This is a genomic window from Pseudomonas sp. URMO17WK12:I6, assembly GCF_003253625.1.
Lineage (GTDB): Bacteria > Pseudomonadota > Gammaproteobacteria > Pseudomonadales > Pseudomonadaceae > Aquipseudomonas.
Map to the genome: position 1 here is coordinate 47,959 of NZ_QKYZ01000018.1, position 19,739 is coordinate 67,697.

At 58.7% G+C, this 19,739-nt stretch carries 23 protein-coding genes; 14 read left to right on the forward strand and 9 right to left on the reverse strand.

Translation table 11 applies throughout. The features are described 5' to 3' along the window. The first annotated feature begins 8 nt into the window (after positions 1–8). The 3 genes from F475_RS25265 (at position 9) to F475_RS25275 (ending at position 2,949) form a co-directional block, all read left to right on the forward strand. Positions 9–1,970 (forward strand): acetyl/propionyl/methylcrotonyl-CoA carboxylase subunit alpha, encoded by a 1,962-nt coding sequence (locus tag F475_RS25265; protein ID WP_111455008.1) that lies wholly within the window; start codon positions 9–11, stop codon positions 1,968–1,970. Positions 1,971–2,041: 71 nt separating this feature from the next. Continuing rightward, entirely contained in the window at positions 2,042–2,590 is a 549-nt protein-coding gene (locus tag F475_RS25270) for an exonuclease domain-containing protein (RefSeq protein WP_018929992.1), read from the forward strand. Between the two features lie 74 nt (positions 2,591–2,664). Then, positions 2,665–2,949: a pyrimidine/purine nucleoside phosphorylase gene (locus F475_RS25275; protein ID WP_018929993.1), complete on the forward strand. Its 285-nt coding sequence runs from the start codon at positions 2,665–2,667 to the stop codon at positions 2,947–2,949. A gap of 70 nt (positions 2,950–3,019) precedes the next feature. Here the strand turns inward: F475_RS25275 and F475_RS25280 are convergent, their stop codons facing one another. Together F475_RS25280 and F475_RS25285 are read right to left on the reverse strand one after the other, a co-directional pair. Further along, positions 3,020–3,823, reverse strand: a complete 804-nt coding sequence (locus tag F475_RS25280) for an MOSC domain-containing protein (protein WP_019582506.1) — start codon at positions 3,821–3,823, stop codon at positions 3,020–3,022. A gap of 140 nt (positions 3,824–3,963) precedes the next feature. Next, positions 3,964–4,899 (reverse strand): chemotaxis protein CheV, encoded by a 936-nt coding sequence (locus F475_RS25285; RefSeq protein WP_018929995.1) that lies wholly within the window; start codon positions 4,897–4,899, stop codon positions 3,964–3,966. Positions 4,900–5,361: 462 nt separating this feature from the next. Here F475_RS25285 and F475_RS25290 point away from each other — a divergent pair, with 462 nt between their 5' ends. The 3 genes from F475_RS25290 to F475_RS25300 all read left to right on the forward strand — a co-directional run bounded on the left by F475_RS25290 (position 5,362) and on the right by F475_RS25300 (position 7,874). Beyond that, positions 5,362–5,832 carry a hypothetical protein gene (locus F475_RS25290; protein ID WP_018929996.1) on the forward strand — a complete coding sequence of 157 codons (471 nt, stop codon included), beginning with the start codon at positions 5,362–5,364 and terminating at the stop codon, positions 5,830–5,832. 492 nt (positions 5,833–6,324) lie between these two features. After that, positions 6,325–7,218: a sensor histidine kinase gene (locus tag F475_RS25295; RefSeq protein ID WP_018929997.1), complete on the forward strand. Its 894-nt coding sequence runs from the start codon at positions 6,325–6,327 to the stop codon at positions 7,216–7,218. Further along, positions 7,215–7,874 (forward strand): response regulator transcription factor, encoded by a 660-nt coding sequence (locus tag F475_RS25300; RefSeq protein WP_019582509.1) that lies wholly within the window; start codon positions 7,215–7,217, stop codon positions 7,872–7,874. The genes F475_RS25295 and F475_RS25300 overlap by 4 nt, the downstream gene beginning before the upstream one ends. Here F475_RS25300 and yegS read toward each other — a convergent pair. Next, a complete protein-coding gene (gene yegS / locus F475_RS25305; protein ID WP_026286710.1) occupies positions 7,858–8,775 on the reverse strand; it encodes a lipid kinase YegS in 918 nt (305 codons plus the stop codon). The genes F475_RS25300 and yegS overlap by 17 nt on opposite strands. Positions 8,776–9,099: 324 nt before the next feature. Between yegS and F475_RS25310 the strand changes: the two genes are divergently transcribed. Next, positions 9,100–9,408: a hypothetical protein gene (locus F475_RS25310; protein WP_086944670.1), complete on the forward strand. Its 309-nt coding sequence runs from the start codon at positions 9,100–9,102 to the stop codon at positions 9,406–9,408. A gap of 66 nt (positions 9,409–9,474) precedes the next feature. On the opposite strand, the gene glp is transcribed toward F475_RS25310, so the two are convergent. Continuing rightward, the gene (gene glp / locus F475_RS25315; RefSeq protein ID WP_018930000.1) at positions 9,475–10,701 is read right to left on the reverse strand and encodes a gephyrin-like molybdotransferase Glp; all 1,227 of its coding nucleotides are present in this window, start codon (positions 10,699–10,701) and stop codon (positions 9,475–9,477) included. Next, on the reverse strand, positions 10,685–11,224 hold the full coding sequence (gene moaB, locus F475_RS25320) for a molybdenum cofactor biosynthesis protein B (RefSeq protein ID WP_007940044.1): 540 nt from the start codon (positions 11,222–11,224) through the stop codon (positions 10,685–10,687). The genes glp and moaB overlap by 17 nt, the downstream gene beginning before the upstream one ends. A gap of 81 nt (positions 11,225–11,305) precedes the next feature. Between moaB and mobA the strand changes: the two genes are divergently transcribed. Both mobA and F475_RS25330 read left to right on the forward strand, forming a co-directional pair. Continuing rightward, complete coding sequence (gene mobA / locus F475_RS25325; RefSeq protein WP_111455009.1) at positions 11,306–11,908, forward strand: molybdenum cofactor guanylyltransferase MobA; 603 nt, start codon at positions 11,306–11,308, stop codon at positions 11,906–11,908. A gap of 76 nt (positions 11,909–11,984) precedes the next feature. After that, positions 11,985–12,206 (forward strand): YgdI/YgdR family lipoprotein, encoded by a 222-nt coding sequence (locus tag F475_RS25330; RefSeq protein WP_064616755.1) that lies wholly within the window; start codon positions 11,985–11,987, stop codon positions 12,204–12,206. Positions 12,207–12,290: 84 nt separating this feature from the next. Here the strand turns inward: F475_RS25330 and F475_RS25335 are convergent, their stop codons facing one another. The 3 genes from F475_RS25335 to F475_RS25345 all read right to left on the reverse strand — a co-directional run bounded on the left by F475_RS25335 (position 12,291) and on the right by F475_RS25345 (position 13,977). Next, positions 12,291–13,181: a pseudouridine synthase gene (locus tag F475_RS25335; RefSeq protein WP_111455011.1), complete on the reverse strand. Its 891-nt coding sequence runs from the start codon at positions 13,179–13,181 to the stop codon at positions 12,291–12,293. A 72-nt stretch (positions 13,182–13,253) separates the two neighbouring features. Next, on the reverse strand, positions 13,254–13,574 hold the full coding sequence (locus tag F475_RS25340) for a hypothetical protein (RefSeq protein ID WP_007895054.1): 321 nt from the start codon (positions 13,572–13,574) through the stop codon (positions 13,254–13,256). Positions 13,575–13,734: 160 nt separating this feature from the next. Then, complete coding sequence (locus F475_RS25345) at positions 13,735–13,977, reverse strand: glutaredoxin family protein (protein WP_019582515.1); 243 nt, start codon at positions 13,975–13,977, stop codon at positions 13,735–13,737. 199 nt (positions 13,978–14,176) lie between these two features. Here F475_RS25345 and F475_RS25350 point away from each other — a divergent pair, with 199 nt between their 5' ends. After that, entirely contained in the window at positions 14,177–15,889 is a 1,713-nt protein-coding gene (locus tag F475_RS25350; RefSeq protein WP_111455013.1) for a monovalent cation:proton antiporter-2 (CPA2) family protein, read from the forward strand. 1 nt (position 15,890) lies between these two features. On the opposite strand, the gene F475_RS25355 is transcribed toward F475_RS25350, so the two are convergent. Next, on the reverse strand, positions 15,891–17,099 hold the full coding sequence (locus tag F475_RS25355) for an ammonium transporter (RefSeq protein ID WP_111455040.1): 1,209 nt from the start codon (positions 17,097–17,099) through the stop codon (positions 15,891–15,893). A gap of 305 nt (positions 17,100–17,404) precedes the next feature. On the opposite strand from F475_RS25355, the gene F475_RS25360 reads away from it, so the two are divergent. The 4 genes from F475_RS25360 to F475_RS25375 all read left to right on the forward strand — a co-directional run bounded on the left by F475_RS25360 (position 17,405) and on the right by F475_RS25375 (position 19,736). Further along, positions 17,405–17,719 carry a YqjD family protein gene (locus F475_RS25360; protein WP_018930006.1) on the forward strand — a complete coding sequence of 105 codons (315 nt, stop codon included), beginning with the start codon at positions 17,405–17,407 and terminating at the stop codon, positions 17,717–17,719. A gap of 1 nt (position 17,720) precedes the next feature. Beyond that, positions 17,721–18,110 carry a phage holin family protein gene (locus tag F475_RS25365; RefSeq protein WP_018930007.1) on the forward strand — a complete coding sequence of 130 codons (390 nt, stop codon included), beginning with the start codon at positions 17,721–17,723 and terminating at the stop codon, positions 18,108–18,110. Further along, entirely contained in the window at positions 18,107–18,448 is a 342-nt protein-coding gene (locus F475_RS25370; RefSeq protein ID WP_019020946.1) for a hypothetical protein, read from the forward strand. Before F475_RS25365 ends, F475_RS25370 begins: the two co-directional genes overlap by 4 nt. Positions 18,449–18,572: 124 nt before the next feature. Continuing rightward, entirely contained in the window at positions 18,573–19,736 is a 1,164-nt protein-coding gene (locus F475_RS25375; RefSeq protein WP_111455015.1) for an EAL domain-containing protein, read from the forward strand. The last annotated feature ends 3 nt before the right edge of the window (positions 19,737–19,739 follow it).

The following is a 19,739-nucleotide window of genomic DNA, read 5'->3' on the forward strand; positions in this document are numbered from 1 at the left end:
AATATCCCATGCCGGCCCTCAAGAAAATCCTGATCGCCAACCGCGGTGAAATCGCCTGCCGCGTCCAACGCACCGCGCAAGAGCTGGGCTACCGCACCGTCGCCGTATTCAGCGACGCCGACGCCAATGCGCTGCATGTGCAGATGGCCGACGAAGCCGTGAACATCGGCCCGGCCCCGGTGCAGCAGTCTTATCTGAACATCCCGGCCATCATCGATGCTGCCCGGCGCACCGGTGCCGATGCAATCCATCCCGGTTACGGCTTCCTCTCGGAAAACTCAGGTTTCGCCCTCGCCTGCCAACAAGCCGGCATCATCTTCATCGGTCCCAGCTCCGAAGCCATCGAGCTGATGGGCAGTAAACGGCTGTCGAAACTGGCCATGATCAAAGCCGGCGTGCCCTGCATCAAAGGCTATCAGGGCAGCGAACAGGACGACGCCACCCTGCACCGCGAAGCCGAACGCATCGGCTATCCGCTGATGATCAAGGCCAGTGCCGGCGGTGGCGGTCGCGGCATGCGCCTGGTGCACAGCGCCGCCGAATTGCCGGAACAGCTCCGTAGCGCACGCTCCGAAGCGCTGCACGGGTTTGGCAGCGACGAATTGATCCTCGAACAAGCCTTGATCGATCCGCGTCACGTTGAAATTCAGCTGTTCGGCGACCAGCACGGCAACCTGATCTACCTCGGCGAGCGCGACTGTTCGATCCAGCGCCGCCACCAGAAAATCATCGAAGAAGCGCCCTGCCCGGCGATGACCACCGAGTTGCGCCAGGCCATGGGCGAGGCGGCGCTCAAGGCGGGTCGCACGGTGAATTACGTGGGGGCGGGTACCGTGGAATTCCTACTGGATGCTCACGGCCGGTTTTACTTCCTGGAGATGAACACCCGATTGCAAGTGGAACACCCGGTGACTGAACTGATCACCGGCCTCGATCTGGTGGCCTGGCAATTACACATCGCCGAAGGGCAACCGCTGCCGCTACGACAGGAACAGGTGCAGCTCAACGGGCATGCCATGGAAGTGCGCCTGTACGCCGAAGATCCGGCCCAGGGATTTCTGCCGCAAACCGGTCGAATCGTGGCCTGGGAGCCAGCGATCCAGGGCAGCGTACGGATCGACCATGGCCTGATCGAAGGCCAGTCTGTCAGCCCGTTCTATGACCCGCTGCTGGGCAAGCTCATCGCCCACGGTGCCACCCGTGAAGAAGCCCGACGCAAGTTGCTCCGGGCGATACAGGACAATGTGCTGCTGGGCGTGCAGAGCAATCAGCGCTTGCTCGCCAATCTGCTGGAACACCCCCAGTTCATCAGTGGCGAGTTCAGCACCGGGTTCATCCCCACGAACTTCGCCGACCATCCCTGCCTGCACCCTCATGCGCCGAGCGCCGACGAGCTGGCCATCGCCGCGGTGCTTTTTTATCAAGCATCAGCGCAGGCTCACCCCACCCCGCTGGCCGGTTGGCGCAACAATGCCAGCGTGCCTCTGCACTATCGGATCGGCTTGGGGGATCAGGAATGGCCGGTCGAACTGCACGCTGAACCTGGCGAACCCTACCGTGTTCAGATCGGCGCCCGGACCCTCGAACTGAAGGTCATCCAGTGCGACGAACGCTGGGCCACCCTGCAAATCGACGGCATCCGCCAACGCCATGCCTACCACCTCGAAGCCGGGCAACTCTGGTTGTTCGCGCGCCCCGGCAGCCTGCAGCTGGTCGATCGGACCCGGGCGCTGGTCAGCGGCCAGGCCAGAGTCAGCTCCGGCACGCTCAAGGCGCCGATGGACGGGGCGATCGTCGACGTATTGGTCAGTGAGGGGAGCCCGGTCAGCAAAGGACAGCTGCTGGTGGTGCTTGAAGCGATGAAAATGGAGCATCCACTCAAATCGGGTATCGACGGCGTGCTCAAGCGCTTGCAGGTCAGGGTCGGCGACCAGGTAAAAAATCGTCAGATTCTGTTGGAGGTCGAATAAGCCGCTAGGCGGATCCGCCGGGTTTGGCTACGCTCAAGCCCTATCAGGATGCGGATACCAGGAAACCTGCAATGCCTCACTGGCTGGTCATTGATCTGGAAGCCACCACCGATGAGGGCGGCTGGCCAGTAACAGAAATGGAAATCATCGAAATCGGCGCCACCCTCGTGGACCGAAAAGGCCGGGAACTGGATCACTTCCAGTGCTTCGTGCGCCCGTTGCGTCGGCCCCTGTTGACCCCGTTTTGCCGCGAATTGACCCACATCACCCAGGCCAATGTCGATGCTGCCCAGCCCCTGAGCGACGTCTGGGTTTCGTTCGAACACTGGCTCGACCAACATCTCTCGAATCTGGAAGGCTGGGCCAGTTGGGGTGACTACGACCGCAAACAGCTGCTTCAGGAATGGCAGCGGCTGCAACTCGACAGCGCCCTGAGCCGGGTGCCGCACATGAATCTCAAGCAACGTTTCGCCAAGGCCTGTCGACTGGAGCGCCCGCTGGGGCTTAATGGCGCCCTGCAACTGGCGGGCCTGCAGTTCAACGGTCAGCAGCATCGGGCGCTGGAGGATGCGCGCAATACCGCGCGCCTGTTACCGCTGATTTTCCCCGCCAATCCTTGAGTGCAGGAGGTGACGCCTATCGACACCTTGTGCATACTGGCCGGCCCTTTTTAGCCCTTTTCGAGGAATCGCCCATGTTTAAAGTCAACGAGTACTTCGACGGCACCGTCAAGTCGATCGCCTTTGGCACCGCTGAAGGTCCGGCGACCATCGGCGTCATGGCACCGGGCGAATACGAATTCGGCACCAGCCAGCGTGAAATCATGCACGTGGTGTCCGGCGCCCTGACCGTCAAACTGCCTGACAGCAGCGACTGGCAAACCTTCGCCGCCGGCAGCCAGTTCAACGTGCCCGCCAACAGCAAGTTCCAGCTGAAAGTGGCCGTCGACACCGCTTACCTGTGCGAATACCGCGGCTAACCCCCTAGGGTTTCACAGCGAAAAAAAATGCCCGTGTTCTTGGACACGGGCATTTTTTTTATCAGGGCTGCTATTCGAGGATCGTCACCGGCATGCCGACTTCGAGCCGACCGTTACCGTCATTGACCAGGTTCTGCCCGAACATCGCGCCGTCCTCTTGAGCCCGATATTGCTGCAAGGTCGCCAGAGGCTCGCGGTCGTCGCTACGTTCGCCGGTCTGCGGGTCGATGGTGGTCAGAATGCAACGTGAGCAGGACTTGACCACGCGGAACTCGACATCGCCAATGCGGATGCGCTTCCAGCCATCTTCGGCGAACGCCTCGCTGCCCTCGATCACCAGATTGGGCCGAAAGCGCAGCATCTCCAGCGGTCGCCCGACCCGTTGCGACAAGTCTTCCAGCGACGCCTGGCCAATCAGCAACAACGGAAAACCGTCGGCAAAAGCCACCTGATCGTCGTCCTTGCCGTAGCCGGCCTGGGTGGTCCGCGCACGATCGAGCGGCACATGCACCAGACGCGTCGGCTTGCCGATGAACTCACTGACCCAGGCAGCCGCAGCAATGCCGGCATCGGGCACGCGCAAGGTGTCGCGCCAGATGGTCACGCCACGCAGCTCTGCATCGCTGGCGGGCAAGGCGATATCGATCGGTGAATGGCCTTGGGCACTGAGGGTCAAGCCACCGCTTGCGTTCCACAACGCCGACAGCTGACTCATTTTCGCCTCCGCGCGCTGGGTCAGAAAACGCCCGCTGGCCTCGTCGACCAGCATCCAGCGCCGGTCGCCGTCCAGCCCCAGTTTGTCCAGGCTGACCTGATTCAAGGTCTCGCCCTTGCCGGATTTCAACGGAAAACGATAAAGCGCGCTCAGATGCATGGCCACAGCTCCCTGGTGGGCAAAAACGCCACCCTATACGAGCTTGATCGCTGAATCAAAGACCCTGTGGCGAGGGGGCTTGCCCCCGTTGGGCTGCGCAGCAGCCCCAAACCCTGCCACCGCGCTTTTCCAGATTGTTATCAGGCCGGCACTTCGTCGAGCATCAGGCGCTGACGCACCACGTCGACGAGTTTGTCGGGCTGGAATTTGGAGAGGAAGTTGTCGCAGCCGACCTTCTTGACCATCGAGTCATTGAAGCTACCCGACAGCGAGGTGTGCAGGACCACATAAAGGCCGCGCAAACGGGGGTCGTTGCGGATCTCGGTGGTCAGGCGATAGCCGTCCATCTCCGGCATTTCCGCATCGGTGAAGATCATCAACAGCTTGTCAGTCATGTTCACACCGGTATCAGCCCAAGCCTTGAGCATGTTCAGCGCCTTCAAGCCATCACTGGCGATATGCATTTTCACGCCCAACTGACCCAAGGTGTCGCGCAATTGCGACAGAGCCACGTTCGAGTCATCCACCAGCAGCACTTCACGGCCACGGGCGCGCTCCAGAACCGGATCGTCGAGTTTGTCGCGAGAGACCTTGGCGTTGTACGGCACGATTTCGGCCAGGACTTTTTCGACGTCGATGATTTCCACCAGTTGATCGTCGACCTTGCTGATGGCGGTCAGGTAATGCTGGCGACCGGCGCTGGTCGGCGGCGGCAGAATGGCTTCCCAGTTCATATTGACGATGCGGTCCACGCCACCGACCAGAAATGCCTGCACCGAGCGGTTGTACTCGGTGACGATAATCGTACTGGTGGGGCTTGGCACCAGCGGACGCATGCCGATGGCCTGGGACAGGTCGATCACCGGCAGCGTCTGGCCACGCAGGTTGACCACGCCACAAACAAAGGGGTGACGCTGCGGCATCAGGGTCAGCTTCGGCAGCTGCAGCACTTCCTGGACCTTGAAGACGTTGATCGCGAACAATTGCCGTCCGGCCAGCCGGAACATGAGAATTTCCAGGCGATTCTCACCCACCAGTTGCGTGCGTTGGTCTACCGTGTCGAGAATGCCGGCCATTAATGACTCCTGGGCTTGTTCTGATGAATTCACTAAAGAGAGTTATCGGCAGTTTTTGCCGAATCTTGACCCCCGGACAAAATGCCATGCCCAAGCATTGATGTCACATTAACATCATGCTTTACTGACCCCGTGAATTCATCTGCTTCATCCCTTGCGGCGCGACCTCGGTTTGCACGTTAGGTTCCCCTGTGTAAGGGATTCCCCTAGGCACAATCAGGCCCAACCTGATATTCGCAATATCCAATAGCCATTAATGTGACGCCATTCTCATTGCATGAACGGAGTCAGGCTTTTGTGTGCGATCGCAGGTCAGTGGCCATCCACCCTCTCGAGTTCCCCAGTCGGTGCCCAAGCCTGCCAGAGCGCGATCTCACCAAGGCATGGCAGCGCCGGGACACGTAAGGTTCTCGTCGACACACACGACATTCCCTCATCTGACATGACGTTGTGGAGATAAGCATGGCGAACAACCCTAAAGAGTGGGCCCAGCGGATTCCGGAGTTTCTCGTCGAGGCTGAAACACTCCTGGCCAAGTTCGAGGAGTGCCTGAGTCATTTGCAGTTGATCAGCAATGACAAGGACGCCATCGATTGCATGCTCAGTACCCTTCTCAAGCTGGCAAGCAAGGCCGATGCCTTGGCACTGGCAACGGTTTCGGAATTCTCGCTGCACATTCATGGATTGCTGAGCCACGCCCAGAATCACATGGACCTGCATGATCAGGCCCTGGATGCGCTCAAGGATTGCTTCACGTTAATGGCCTGGCAACTCGAACTCATCGACCAGACCACCGGTCAACTCGGCCTCGATGACAGTGAACAGACGTCCCTGATCGAAGCGTTTGCATTTCAAGTGGGACAAAGTCAGTTTCAGCCGCCCAGCCACTCCAAGCAGTTCAGGCTCGTTTCGTTCTCTGAACGGCAGGCTTAAATTCACCAACCCCGTGTTGCGCATTTTTTATTGTAATGATGCCGCCCTGTAACTTGAGTGTGCGCATACCGCAATTGAATATTTCATACCCGTCGATGGCAGCTCGAAACAAATAGATACCCCCGCCCCGACTTCAGATAGTGCCTGCCAATAGAAATTAAACGCCTGGCACACTCGATATCTTTCGAAGATAAAAATCAAAAAGTTTTTCCATTGTGGAACTATCGTCCAAAAACGTTATTTCCTGAAGGTGCCTACCTATGTGCCGAACGCGACCAACGGTATCTTAAGTGGTATTATGCCGCCCATTCGTTGACGTCAATTAATGACAGAGTGCCCCTTGGCGCGAACAAGCTCATAACATTGAAGGCTTTATTTCGAGCATTGCACTGCCATCATTAAAGGCGACTCATACAACCTATTTTCAAACAGAGACCCGTCAGCCCTTATGACCGGTCTGCCCGCAGCGAACATCCATTGGCTCCATCCGCTATGTACGCCAGCCTCAAGTCAATCGCCCTGTGGCCACCCTCCCGAAAAAGCGCTCGCCGGTTCACGCTTTTCGTGTGCACCTGCTCGACGCTTGGCAGCCTGTTGGTCTACAGCTTGTCGATGCCTCTGCCGGTGAGTCTGCTGGTGCTCAATACTGCGGCGCTGACCTGCGTCTGGGTGGGGCATCGCCTCTCGCTCAAATCGATAAAGTTTCAGCCTCAAGAATTGGCCGACCGTCTGCTGGAAGTTCAGGAAAATGAACGTCACCGGCTCAGTCGGGAACTGCATGATGATATTGGCCAATTGCTGACCGCCGCAAAACTTCAGAGTGAATGGCTCAAACGTCGATTGCCTGAAGAACTGCAGGGTCAATGTTCGGTCCTCTGCGATACGCTGGACGAAACCCTGACCAAAGTTCGTGATGTATCAGCCATCCTGAACCCACGACAGTTGACCAGTCTCGGGCTGGAAGCCAGTCTGCGTGCGCATTTACTCAGAACCCTGGCCAATACGTCCGTGAACTGGAGCCTGGAATGCCATCAACGTTTGACTGGCATACCGGAAGAAATGGCGGTGGCGGCCTTTCGCATCACTCAAGAGGCGGTTACCAATATGCTGCGCCATGCCGAAGCCAGGAATCTGTTGGTCCGCCTGCAACGTCTGCCCCAAGGCCTGACGTTGTTAATCAGTGACGATGGCCTGGGGTTCGAGCCAGCGGCAGACCCTGCTCGCGAGGGGCAACGCGGAATGGCCGGAATGTCGGAACGGATCGATCAGTTGGGCGGCACGCTGACCGTGACCAGCGAGCCGGGCAAAGGCACTCAAATCGAAGCACTCTTCCCCTGGGCGCCCCGTGCGCTGGAACGGGCCAGTACGAATAAGGTTATGCGTTGACTTGTAACTTACTTCTGGTGGACGACCACTCGCTTATCAGGGCTGGCGTGCGCGCTCTGGTGCTGGATATTCCCGGCTATGCGGTCATTGGGGAGGCCAGTGACGGCTCGCAGTTACTCGAGATGGTCGAGCAACTGTCCCCGGACATCATCCTGCTGGATATCTCCATGAGGAAAACCGGTGGCCTTGAAGCCTTGCAGCGACTCAAACGAGTACGTCCGCAGTGCAAAGTGCTCATCCTGTCGATGCACACCGACCCGGCACTCATCATGCAAGCACTCGAATCCGGGGCTCATGGCTACCTGCTCAAAGACACCACGGCCACCGAGCTCGAACATGCCCTGGACGCCTTGCGCAATAACGAACGCTACCTGAGCCCGGCCATTGCCCACACCGTCATCAACCAGGCGCTGACCCGAACCCAGAAAAATCAGGCGCCAACCCAAGACTCGCACAACCTGACGGCACGCCAGCTGGAAATCCTGCGATTGATTGTTCGCGGAAAATCCACCCGGGAAATTGCCAATGGCTTGGGCCTGAGCATCAAGACTGTCGAAACCCACCGCTCGCAGATCATGAAACGCTTGCAGATCTACGATGTGGCCGGCCTGGTGTTGTTCGCCGTGCGCGAGCAAATCATCAGTCTGGACGATTAGCCGGATTCGAGCCGCTCAGCAGCGGCGAGCCCTCGGGCAAATGCACCCGCAATGCCGCCGGCCGTGCCGAAAACCGCAGGCTATCGCCCTCCAGAGGCTCACCATCAAGGTTGATATAAAGGCCCTCCGATACTTTGATCTCGACCCATGGCAAGCGGGCTCGCACAAACATGTTGTCGATTCCGAAGCCATCGGTCAGCAGGTCTTTCAAGGTACCGACCACTTCCTGGGGCGCGGGCAAAATGCTGATATCCAGCAAACCATCGTCAGCCAGCGCCTGCGGGCACAACATATGACCACCGCCAGCCTGTCGGCCATTGCCGATGCCTAATGCCAACAACTCACCGGCCCAGTGAAAATCCGGCCCCTGCAACTCGCCATAGGCCGCATGCAACTCACTGAAGCGCGATAAACCGGTGAAGAGATAAGCCGCGCCGCCAAGAATTTTTTTCAGTTCCTCGGAAGTATTGGCCGTGACCTGACTGCCAAAGCCGCCCGTGGCCATGTTCAGAAAAACCTGCCCACCCACCTCCCCCAGATCAATGGCATGCGGGGCGGCCTCCAAAAGCTCCAGCGCTTGAGCGGGCTCCAGGGGCACACCCGCGGCGCGTGCAAAATCGTTGGCGGTGCCCAAGGGCAAAAGCACCAGGCTGGCCTGAGTCGAATGCGCCGCCATGGCTTCGGCGATATCACGCAAGGTGCCATCGCCGCCGCCGGCAATCAGCTGCGTATAGCCCGCCGTCAACGCTTCCCCCACCAGCCGCTGCGCATCACCAGCCTCCCAGGTCAGTCGAACAGCCAGTTCCCAGCCTTGTTGGCGCTTGCCTTCGACAGCTGAACGGACCTGCTCATTGAGTGCCTGCTTGCCATGCAGAATCAACAGCGCCTTGCGCTCGTTCATTTTGATCACCCCCCTTTCCGAATCCGTATGGGAGATGTTGACCTCGCAGCCCCTCATAAAAGTCGCAAGGATTTCAATTATTTCCTGGGGAAGGACACTTGAGTCCTACAGAGCGGTATTTTTTCTTACAAAACCTGAGGAATCGGCTCAATTGACCCATCAGGGCAATTGGTACACCGTTGTGTCAGCGGTTATCAGTCATCACCAGTAAATTACACAGGGATGTGCAAACAATGAATGGAACCCCTTTAAGGTCCTCAAAAATCGTAAGTAATAACCGTATCGGCCACCTGAATGGTTTTAACGCAAGGAGCCAATTATTCCATGCAAAGCCATGACCTCAGACTACCGGTAACTCCGGTTGCGCCGTTCTCAGACAATCACGTCAATCAGCAGGCTGAATTCAAAAGCAGCGCAAAGCCCACCGGAGAAGTTGATATGGAACCTCGCGTCACTGAACTGGAGACACATCTCAAGTACATCCGCAGAGACCTGGATGAAGTCCGTGGCGACGTCAAATCCATCAAGCACAGGCTTGCCTATTCAGCTGGCGGAACAGCTGTGGTCCTGGGGCTTTTGAGCTGGATCTCCAATAGTCGCTTCGACCAGGTCGTGACACTTCTGGCAAATTAAGGAACGGTCATGCACGCAAGCCCCAACGCTTTCGACCGGGCTTGCGTGGCAGAACCAGGACCTGCATCAGCCCAGGACTTCACTCAACGGGATGAAGCTCACACTATCACCCTCGATCAGCGTACGGTCCTCCAGCACTTCAACCAGACCGTCCGCCCAGGCGGCACTGCGAAGTACGCCAGAGCTCTGATTCCTGTAGATGATTGCCCGGCCATTCTCCAGACGTCCGCGCAAGTACTCACGTCGGTTACCAGCCTTTGGCCAGACAAACCCTGCCGGTACCTGAAACTTCAGGGGTTCGATCTCTTTTACGCCTTGGCGGCGCAAGAGGTAGGGCCTCGCCAACAAAGCAAAAGTCACCAGGGTTGACGCCGGATTGCCGGGCAAACCAATGACAGGCACACCGCGAAAATGCCCGAACGTCAGCGGCTTGCCTGGCTTGATGGCAAGCTTCCACAGGGTCAACTCGCCCTCTTCCCGCAAGGCAATGCCCAGAAAGTCGGCTTCTCCCACCGATACGCCACCGGTGGAGAGAATCAGGTCGACATCCTTCAACTCGCCGAGACGGGCACGAGTGGTCGCTAAATCATCGGGAAGAATGCCAGCATCGATCACCTCACAGCCCAAGCGCTGCAACCAGCTGCAAAGCAACACTCGATTGCTGTTGTAGATCTGTCCCGGTCCAAGGGCCTGGCCCGGCTCAATCAGCTCATCCCCGGTAGACAAAACCGCAACACGAACCTTGCGAACCACATCCAATTCAGCGCATCCCAACGATGCCGCCAGCCCCTGTTCGATGGGCCCCAGGCGTGTACCGGCGGGCAAGATCAACTCACCGGCGGTGGTTTCCTGGCCTTGTGGACGGATGTTCTGCCCCGGCGTCATGGTCTCGGTGAAACGTACCCGCTCATCCGCCTGAACCTCGGCGTTCTCCTGCATCTCGACACAGTCAGCACCCGCGGGCACAGGCGCGCCGGTGAAGATCCGCGCACAGGTCCCCGGCTTCAAGGGCTCCGGAGCCTGACCTGCAAAAATCTTCTGGCTGACCGGCAACGGTTCTCCCGTCCAGTCGGCGACGCGCAAGGCATACCCGTCCATGGCACTGTTGGGCCAGGGCGGCAGATCAAGTGTCGAGACCAGATCAGCAGCCAGTACACGCCCCAGAACCTGCGCCAACGGCAAGCGTTGGTGCTCATGAATTCTCGAGGCGTCGGCCATTTCCAGTAACCGCGCGAGCGCCACCTCGACGGCCATCAGGCTGCCAGTCTTGCCTGGCTTACCCGCGGGATTCACAGGGTGCCGCCTGTTTCAGATGAGTCACGAAATTGCACGGACGGTGCCGGGAATCCAGTTGTTCGGCGAGAATGCCGTCCCAACCGGTGCGCACCGCATTGGTCGAACCCGGCAAGCAGCAAACCAGCGTGCCATTGGCCAGACCGGCCAAGGCCCGGGACTGAACCGTGGAAGTACCGATATCCGCCACCGATATCTGCCGGAACAGTTCACCAAAACCATCGACCTGCTTATCCAGCAGGCAACTCACCGCTTCAGGCGTGCTGTCACGACCGGTAAACCCGGTACCGCCAGTGATCAGCACCACTTGCACGACTTCATCGGCAATCCAGTTGGCCACTTGCGCACGAATTTTGTAGAGATCATCTTTGAGCAATACACGGGCCGCCAGGTTATGACCGGCAGCGCTCAAGCGGTCGACGAAGACCTGGCCTGAGGTGTCGGTTTCCAGGGTACGGGTATCGCTGACAGTCAGCACCGCGATGTTGAGCGGTGCGAAAGGTACATCAGCCTTGGCTTTCATAGGCTCGTCCAGTTGTAGGAGAAACAGCCCGGTGTTATATCACAGCGCCTCATTTTTTCGCCGCCCCCATGGAGAAGTGCAATGACCTCGGATACACCTTTGGCGCCGTGCTCCATTTTGCTCCTGGCGGGTGGGCGTGGCCAACGCATGGGCGGTCAGGACAAGGGTTTGCTGGAATGGCACGGCGAGCCACTGATCGCGCATCTGCACCGCAAGACCCGTCTGCTGAGTGATGATCTGATCATCTCCTGCAACAGAAACCTGGAGAAATATGCGCCTTATGCGGATCAGCTGGTCCATGACGATGAAGGCGACTTTCCGGGACCATTGGCGGGTATTCGCGCTGGCCTGAAGGCCGCCCGCCACACGCACCTGCTGGTATTGCCCTGCGATGTGCCATGCATCGATGCGGCGCTGCTCCAGAACATGCGTGAAACTGCCGCGCAGCATCCGGACAAACCGCTGATGCTACGCCATGGAGAACACTGGGAACCTTTGCTGTGCATGATTCCCGTCGCTCTTTCAGGGGCTTTCGAGACGGCCTGGAACGAAGGCGAGCGCAGCCCGGGCAGACTGATGCGCACATTGGGCGCCATGGCCCTGCAGTGCCCCGAGAACGACTCTCGCCTGGCCAACCTCAACACGCCGGAACTGTTAAGCACGCATCACACTGTGTCAGACTGATAATTGAAGGAACTTGCGCGTGTTGCATACGTCTCAAGCTCAGCAATCAAAAGATTTTCCATTCGGAGACACACCCATGACCCAACGGACCCTCGCCACTTTCATGCTCGCCCTGGGCCTTGCGACCCTCGCCGGTTGTGCATCGCCTTCAGTGATCACCTTGAATGACGGTCGAGAAATCCAGGCCGTCGACGCGCCTAAGTACGATAAAGAATCGGGCTTTTACGAGTTCGAACAGCTGGATGGCAAGCACACCCGCATCAACAAGGATCAGATTCGTACCGTTAAAGAGTTGTAATCTTTGCGGCGACCATCGGATACAGAAAAGCCCGCTTTTAAAGCGGGCTTTTTCGTGACAGAAGAAAAACAGGATCGCCTATGATCACCACTCCAGAGTGATTGTGCTTTCGAACTCTCTTTCCTGCCCCGTAACCGGATCGACAAATCGCAACCCCTGGGCCAGCAGCTTCAAGGGATTGGCATAGTCGTCTTCAACATCCTTGAGCACCTGCGGATAGAACGGGTCATTGCAGATACCAGCCCCCAGGGCCGCCATGTGCACTCGCAACTGATGTTTCTTGCCTGTTACCGGGTAAAGCGCATAGCGCCAGAACTCACCGTTTTTTTCCCGGACCTCGACAGCCGTCTCGGTATTGCTGACGCCCGGACCTTCCTGCATGCGAAAGAACGGTTCGCCATCGATGAGTCGACTTTTATGAACCATCGGGAAGGTCAGTTCAGGCAATGCCCGGGCGATTGCTTCGTAGCGTTTTTCGATCTGGCGTGTAGGAAACAATGACTGATACGCCGACCGACTCTGAGGATTGGCTGAGAACAGCACCAGCCCTGCCGTATGCCGGTCAATACGATGCAAAGGCACCAGATGCGGGTTATCCAGTCGCCGGATCAGTCGTCGCAGCAATGTCTGCTCCACATACTCCCCAGCCGGCGTCACCGGCAGGAAGTGCGGTTTGTCCGCCACCACCAGATGCTCGTCGGCATAGAGGATCGACTCCACCACCGGGATCGGTTTTTCGTCCGGTACTTCACGAAAATAATGAATCCGCAGACCTTCCTTGTAAGGCAGATCCAGGGCGATCGGCATGCCTTGTCCATCGAGGACACGACCGCGAGCAATTCTGTCCAGCCATTGCTCACGACCGATGGCGCTGAAGTGTTCGCACAGGCAATCGAATACGGTCTGCCACGGACCAGGCGGCAGATAGAGCGTGCTGGCCTGGTTGTGCGCAGCAGAAAACGATGAAGTGGACATACGAAAAACTCTAACCCTCAATGCAGGGCAGCATTATCCAACAGTGGCCGGAACGAACCTAGAAGAGAATCCTCAGGCCGGTATTGACTGCGTTCGAGCGGCCGCTTCGGTGAACTCCTTGAGCCAGCGCAGCACATCGACCGCTTCCCAGCGACCCGGATCATAAAGCGCGTACAACAACCCCTGATAGCCCACGACATCGAGCTGCCGGTGATAACCCGCACGCTGGAACAAGGCTTCGATTTCGGCGAAACAGGTATTGAAATGCAGTTTGTTGAAAGGCGTTTTTCCTTCCGTGACCAGACCATCCAGACGCAACTCGAGAACCGCCTCGCGCACCACATCGGCCGACATCCGGTTCACACTGTTCTTCAATTGTTCGACATTGACCACATTTCATCCCTCTGACGTCCGGGATCATCTGCCCAAACCCGAACAGGGAGAAGCATGGCAGGCAATCCGAATAACTGTATAGGCATACAGTAACCGAATAACCAACCTTTCGCCAACGAATGAAACGAGGATCGCGACAGGTGGGGCATCGCCAGCAGTGTCAGGACTCGCGCAGGAACGCCACCACCTGCTCGGCACTAAACGGCCAGCCCAGTTCAGCGCCGGTATCGACCCGACGCAACACCGGAATACGCAGGCTGTAGGCTTCGAACCAGGTTTCATCATCAGCGATATCCACCAGCTCCACCAACAGACCACGCTCGACAAACTCCATCAGCATGGCTTCGGCGACTTCACAAAGATGGCAACCAACGGTGCCGAACAGCTGACATTCAGGAGGCATGACGACAAGACCAAACGAAGTAAGCGCTCATTCTAGGCCCGCCATCAAACGCAGTCGAGCCGACGTCCGAGCAACGGTGACTTCAAGAGATTTCAGCAAAACTCTGACGCAAATCATTTGCGTCGCCGGTCATTTGCGCAATGCTCGCGTCTTTTTTGCCTCTACGCTTGAGTAGCCAGAACCCTCACCGGAGTTTTTTGTGTTTGCCAACTTGTTGATCATCCTCGCCTCCTCCCTGGTGGTGATTGCACTGTTCCAGCGCCTGCGTTTGCCACCGGTGCTGGGCTACTTGTGCGTAGGGCTGATGATCGGGCCGACAGCGTTCAACTGGGTGAATGAAAACGAAGATTTGCCCGATCTGGCCGAATTGGGCGTGGTGTTCCTGCTGTTCTCCCTGGGGCTTGAGTTTTCCCTGTCGAAGATGCTCGCACTGCGCCAGGTGGTGTTTGGCCTGGGCAGCCTGCAAGTGCTGGGGTCCGGGATCTTGCTGGGAGCTTTGCTGATGCTGTTCGGCATGCCGATCACACCAGCCCTATTACTCGGCGCCGGTCTGGCGCTGTCGTCTACCGCCATTGTCAGCAAGGAGTTGAGCAGCCTCGGCGAAATATTCAGCCGTCACGGCCAGAATGCCATCGCCGTGCTGTTGTTCCAGGACGTGGTTGCGGTGTTGCTGCTGACGCTTGTGCCGGTGTTCGCCGGCAGCAGTGACCACGCCTGGTATTGGGCGCTGCCGCTGACGCTGGCCAAGACCCTGGTGCTGTTCGTCGGTTTGCTGCTGGTCAGTCGCTGGTTTCTGCCACGGCTGTTCCATGAAGTCGCCGCGGCCCGGTCCGCGGAGCTGTTCGTGCTGTTGGCACTGGTGATTGTTCTGCTGACGGCCTGGCTGACTCACCTGCTCGGCCTCTCTCCTGCCCTGGGCGCCTTTCTCGCCGGCATGCTGCTGGGGGAAAGCCATTACCGACATCAGATCGAGGCCGATATCCGTCCGTTCCGCGATATTCTGCTCGGAGTATTCTTCGTCAGTATCGGCATGCTGATCGACTTGCGCCTGTTTGCCAGCCACGGCCTGCTGATTCTCGGTCTGACGTTGGGGTTGCTGCTGATCAAGGGCACCCTGGTCGCACTGCTGGTCAAATGGCGCGGCAGCGATGGCGAAACTGCATGGCGCAGCGGCCTGGCATTGGCCCAGGGGGGTGAGTTCTGTTTTGCCCTGATGGCGCAGATGCAACAGAACAAACTGATGCCCGCCGACCTCGGCGGCCTGCTGCTGGCGGCCACGTTCTGCTCGATGCTGGTAACGCCTTTACTTCTGCGCGCCGCTCCCCGCATCGCCATGCGTCTGCACCGCAAACCCAACAAAGCAGCCGAACTCGAAGAAATCAGCGCGCTCAATGCCGGCCTGCACAATCACGTGGTGATCTGTGGCTATGGCCGCGTCGGTCAATCCATCGGGCGCTTCCTGCGTCATGTTCAGCAACCGTACATCGCGCTGGACACCGATCCGGTGCGGGTCCAGGAAGCCGTGGTCAATGAGAGCAGTGTGCATTACGGCGACTCACGCCGCGGCGAGCTGCTGATCGCGATAGGGCTGGAGCGCGCAAGACTGTTGGTGGTTGCCGTGGACAAGACGGACATCGCCCTGCTGATTCTCAAGGAAGCACGGCGGTTCAACCCGACCGTGCCGATCCTGGTGCGCACCCGGGATGACAGTCAGTTGGCCGAGTTGAAGGCGGCTGGAGCCAGCGAAGTCGTACCCGAGTTGCTGGAGTCCAGCCTGATGCTCGCCTCCCACGCGCTGATCATGCTGGGCATACCCGGCCAGCAGGTGCAGGACCGGGTCGACCAGGTACGGCATGACCGCTATCGCCTGCTGCACGATTTTTATCCCGGCGCCAACGATGAAGAACGCTGATTCAATCCTGGCTCACGGCGCCGATCTTGTGCACCGACAAATCCGCGCCGTAATACTCTTCTTCCTGGCTCAGGCGCAAGCCATGGACCGCCTTGATCGCGCCATACACGGCAAAACCACCGGCCAGCGCCACGACTACCCCCAAAGAGGTGCCGATCAACTGGCTGATCAGGCTCACGCCCCCCAATCCACCCAAAGCGGTTTGCCCGAAAACGCCGCAAGCGATCCCGCCCCAGACACCACACAGCCCATGCAAAGGCCAGACACCCAGCACATCGTCGATACGCCATTTGCCTTGAGCCGCGGTAAAGCACCAGACAAACAGGCCCCCGGCGATGGCGCCGGTCACCAATGCGCCCACCGGGTGCATCAGATCCGAGCCGGCGCAGATCGCCACCAATCCAGCCAACGGGCCGTTATGCAGGAAGCCCGGGTCATTGCGCCCGACGATCAACGCCGCCACCGTGCCGCCGACCATGGCCATCAACGAATTCACCGCCACCAGCCCGCTGACCCCTTGCAGGGTCTGGGCGCTCATCACGTTGAAACCGAACCAGCCGACGATCAGGATCCACGACCCCAACGCCAGGAAGGGAATGCTCGACGGCGCGAATGCCACCAGTCGCCCGTCGCGATAACGACCTTGCCTCGGCCCCAGCAGCAACACCGCCGCGAGTGCCAGCCAGCCGCCCATGGCGTGAACCACCACGGAGCCGGCGAAGTCATGGAAACTGGCGCCGAAACGTGCCAGCAACCAGGTTTGCAGGCCGAAGTTGCCGTTCCAGACCACGCCCTCGAAGAAGGGGTAGATAAACGCCACGATCAGCGCCGTCGCGCACAACTGCGGGACGAACCGGGCGCGCTCGGCGATGCCTCCGGAAATGATCGCCGGTATCGCCGCGGCAAAGGTCAGCAGAAAGAAAAACTTCACCAACCCATAGCCATGGTCGGCGGTGATCACCGCCGCCGGTTGCATAAAACTGACCCCATAGGAAATCCAATAGCCTATAAAGAAGTAGGCCAGGGTCGAAATGGCGAAGTCACTGAGGATCTTCGACAAGGCGTTGACCTGATTCTTTTGGCGAACCGTGCCGACCTCAAGAAAGGCGAAACCGGCGTGCATGGCCAGAACCATGACCGCACCGATAAGGATGAACAACGTGTTGGAGCTATGGACCAGACTGTCCACAGCACTTTGCAGATTTTCCATGGATTGGCAGACCTGAAGGCTGAAAAAAGCACCAAAGCAGTTCGCGCAGATGGTCGACGCACCAAGTTGCAGCCAATCCAGACCGCAACGCTGATCCGGATGAACCGCTTTGGCGCACAAGACCGCCGCCTCTGCGCGAGTTTTGATTGTTTGAGTTAGGGTTTTCCTGAAATCATGCCCGGCAACAGCGCAATAGCGCCGGCTGACGCACCACGACGTAGCAAAAGATGTACCAGTCATTTGTACTGAACCTTCGCGCAAGGCTCATACTCGAACGCTTCAGAAGCCACTTACGGAGATCACCAATGGCACGCATCAAGGCAAAGACTGCTCAAGAAATTCTGATGGAAGATTTTCAGACACTGGTCAGCGATACCGAACGGTTGCTGGAACACACCGCCTCCCTGGCCGGTGATCAGGCCGATGAGCTGCGCGAACAGATCCGCGACAGCCTGCTGCGTGCCCGGGAAACCCTGAGGCTGACCGAAGACGCCCTGCAAGAGCGCGGCAAAGCGGCTGTCGCCGCCACGGAAGATTACGTCCAGGCCAACCCATGGCAATCGGTCGGGATTGCAGCCGGCGTGGGTTTCCTGATTGGTCTGCTGGCTACTCGGCGCTGATATGGCAATCGATGAATCCGGCTCGTCCGCGACGGGCACCCGCTCTTCATCGCGGCGCCTGGGTGCCGCGTTTCTTGGATTGCTGCATAGCCATGTCGAACTGTTCGGCATCGAACTGCAGGAGCAAAAAGCACGTACCGTAAGCCTGTTGCTGTTTGCAGGCCTGACGCTGGTCTTTGCCTTGTTGTTGCTGGTGGGGTTGTCGACGCTGGTGTTGATCCTGTTCTGGGACACCTATCGCCTGGCGGCGATCATCGGGCTCTGTGTGTTCTACACCCTCGCTACGTTGTTCTGCGCGATGCGCTTGAGGGCGGCGATTTTCGATGAATCCTCACCCTTCCATGGCACCCTCGAGGAGCTGGCCAATGATCGGGAGCGTCTGTTGCCATGAGCATGCCTGAACTTCCCCGCAATAGTTCGCGAACGGAAATGCGCAAGGCACTGATCCGTCTGCGCATGGAAATGCATCGCCAGGAAATTCGCCACGAATCCCAACAACTGCTGCAGCCCCTGCAACGGGTGCGCGGCATGACACAAAGCCTGCAAGACGGCTTCGGCATCAAACACGCCCCGCTCTGGGGCATCGCCGCCGTGATCGGGTTGGGTTTTCTGACCGGCAAGGGTGCCAAGGGCGGCGGTATCGGCAGCCTGACCAAGCTGGTTAGCCTGGGCGCCGCACTAGGGCCGCTGATCAAGCTGGTCATGCAGAGCGCTTCGCGCAAACACTAATCAGTCTTGTCTGGCTGCATTCTTGCAATACCACCAGGATCAACCTCTTTATCGAGAGGTTGATCCTGCGTGCCTACCTGGGACCAGGTATTTATCCAGAACAACACCTTAATAAGGAGGCCTCGTGATCGACGGGCAACCGCTCGCCTGTTTTCAGCCATTCATCGATACCGCCACAGGCCGTATCGCGGGTGTCGAAGCGCTGGGCCGACTGCGCCAGGCCGATGGTCAACTGGCCTCGGTAGGTGCGCTGTTCGCCGATCCGCGAACCCCGGCCATCGCCCTGCGACGTCTCGATCGCCAGATTCGCGACAACGCCCTGAGCCGTCTGCACGAAGCGCCCGCGGACTGGTTTCTCAGCCTGAACATCTCACCCCGCTGGATCAGCCGCTTGCGCCGGGACCAGGCACTGCCGAGCCTCAAGCAACTGAGCAGGCATGGTGTCGATGCACAGCGAATCGTCTTCGAGATCACCGAATTGGGCGGCGACAGCCAGCGTCTGGCTGAAGTCGTGGCCCGCTACCGGCAAGCCGGGGCGCGGATCGCCATCGATGATTTCGGTGCCGGTTACTCTCAACTCGATCGCGTGCTGGCCCTGCAACCGGACATTCTCAAGCTCGACATGCGGTTGTTCCAGGCCGCCGCGCTGGGCGGTCCCAGCAGCGATGTGGTCAAGGCACTGGCGCAAATGGCGGAAAAAACCGGTTGCTGGATCATCGCCGAAGGCGTGGAAACCGAAGCTCAACTGAATTTTGCCCTGGAGTGCGGCTCACGCTACGTACAGGGCTTTCTGTTCGCCCGAGCGCAAGCGGATTTCTTCGCCACCGACGCCTTTGTCGAGCGCTTCGCGCAACTGCGCCAGCGTTACGTTCAGCAAAAGCTGACTGAACGCGCTCGCCTGATGATCATGCGCCAGCAACTCAGCGAACTGATGACCATCCTGCAAGCCTGGGCTCAAGCCAGCGCGCCCCTCAGCGCCTTGCCGCAACTGCAGGCGTTTCCCTGGCTGCTGCGTTTTTATCAGTGCGACCGCCACGGCACGCAACTGACCCCCAACCTGGAATGGCGCAACAACGGCTGGGAAGCCGATAGCCGCTACCTGGGCCATAACTGGTCATGGCGCCCCTATTTCTATCACTTGCTGGCCGAGGGTTGGGATGAGCGCCGTCTGACGCTTTCCAACACTTACCGCGACGCCACCAGCAATCAGTACTGCCTCACTGCGGGGCAGTTTTTCGATAACGGCGAACGGCTACTGCTCATCGATATCGACGCTGCGGGGTTGTAGTTC

Coding starts and splice junctions, on each gene's coding strand:
- F475_RS25370 (WP_019020946.1), top strand. CDS start 18,107: ATGAGCATGCCTGAACTTCCCCGCAATAGTTCGCGAACGGAAATGCGC.
- yegS (WP_026286710.1), bottom strand. CDS start 8,775: ATGAACGAGCGCAAGGCGCTGTTGATTCTGCATGGCAAGCAGGCACTC.
- F475_RS25365 (WP_018930007.1), top strand. CDS start 17,721: ATGGCAATCGATGAATCCGGCTCGTCCGCGACGGGCACCCGCTCTTCA.
- F475_RS25270 (WP_018929992.1), top strand. CDS start 2,042: ATGCCTCACTGGCTGGTCATTGATCTGGAAGCCACCACCGATGAGGGC.
- F475_RS25275 (WP_018929993.1), top strand. CDS start 2,665: ATGTTTAAAGTCAACGAGTACTTCGACGGCACCGTCAAGTCGATCGCC.
- F475_RS25345 (WP_019582515.1), bottom strand. CDS start 13,977: ATGCCTCCTGAATGTCAGCTGTTCGGCACCGTTGGTTGCCATCTTTGT.
- moaB (WP_007940044.1), bottom strand. CDS start 11,224: ATGAAAGCCAAGGCTGATGTACCTTTCGCACCGCTCAACATCGCGGTG.
- F475_RS25290 (WP_018929996.1), top strand. CDS start 5,362: ATGGCGAACAACCCTAAAGAGTGGGCCCAGCGGATTCCGGAGTTTCTC.
- F475_RS25360 (WP_018930006.1), top strand. CDS start 17,405: ATGGCACGCATCAAGGCAAAGACTGCTCAAGAAATTCTGATGGAAGAT.
- F475_RS25355 (WP_111455040.1), bottom strand. CDS start 17,099: ATGGAAAATCTGCAAAGTGCTGTGGACAGTCTGGTCCATAGCTCCAAC.
- F475_RS25310 (WP_086944670.1), top strand. CDS start 9,100: ATGCAAAGCCATGACCTCAGACTACCGGTAACTCCGGTTGCGCCGTTC.
- F475_RS25280 (WP_019582506.1), bottom strand. CDS start 3,823: ATGCATCTGAGCGCGCTTTATCGTTTTCCGTTGAAATCCGGCAAGGGC.
- F475_RS25335 (WP_111455011.1), bottom strand. CDS start 13,181: ATGTCCACTTCATCGTTTTCTGCTGCGCACAACCAGGCCAGCACGCTC.
- F475_RS25285 (WP_018929995.1), bottom strand. CDS start 4,899: ATGGCCGGCATTCTCGACACGGTAGACCAACGCACGCAACTGGTGGGT.
- F475_RS25330 (WP_064616755.1), top strand. CDS start 11,985: ATGACCCAACGGACCCTCGCCACTTTCATGCTCGCCCTGGGCCTTGCG.
- F475_RS25265 (WP_111455008.1), top strand. CDS start 9: ATGCCGGCCCTCAAGAAAATCCTGATCGCCAACCGCGGTGAAATCGCC.
- mobA (WP_111455009.1), top strand. CDS start 11,306: ATGACCTCGGATACACCTTTGGCGCCGTGCTCCATTTTGCTCCTGGCG.
- F475_RS25295 (WP_018929997.1), top strand. CDS start 6,325: ATGTACGCCAGCCTCAAGTCAATCGCCCTGTGGCCACCCTCCCGAAAA.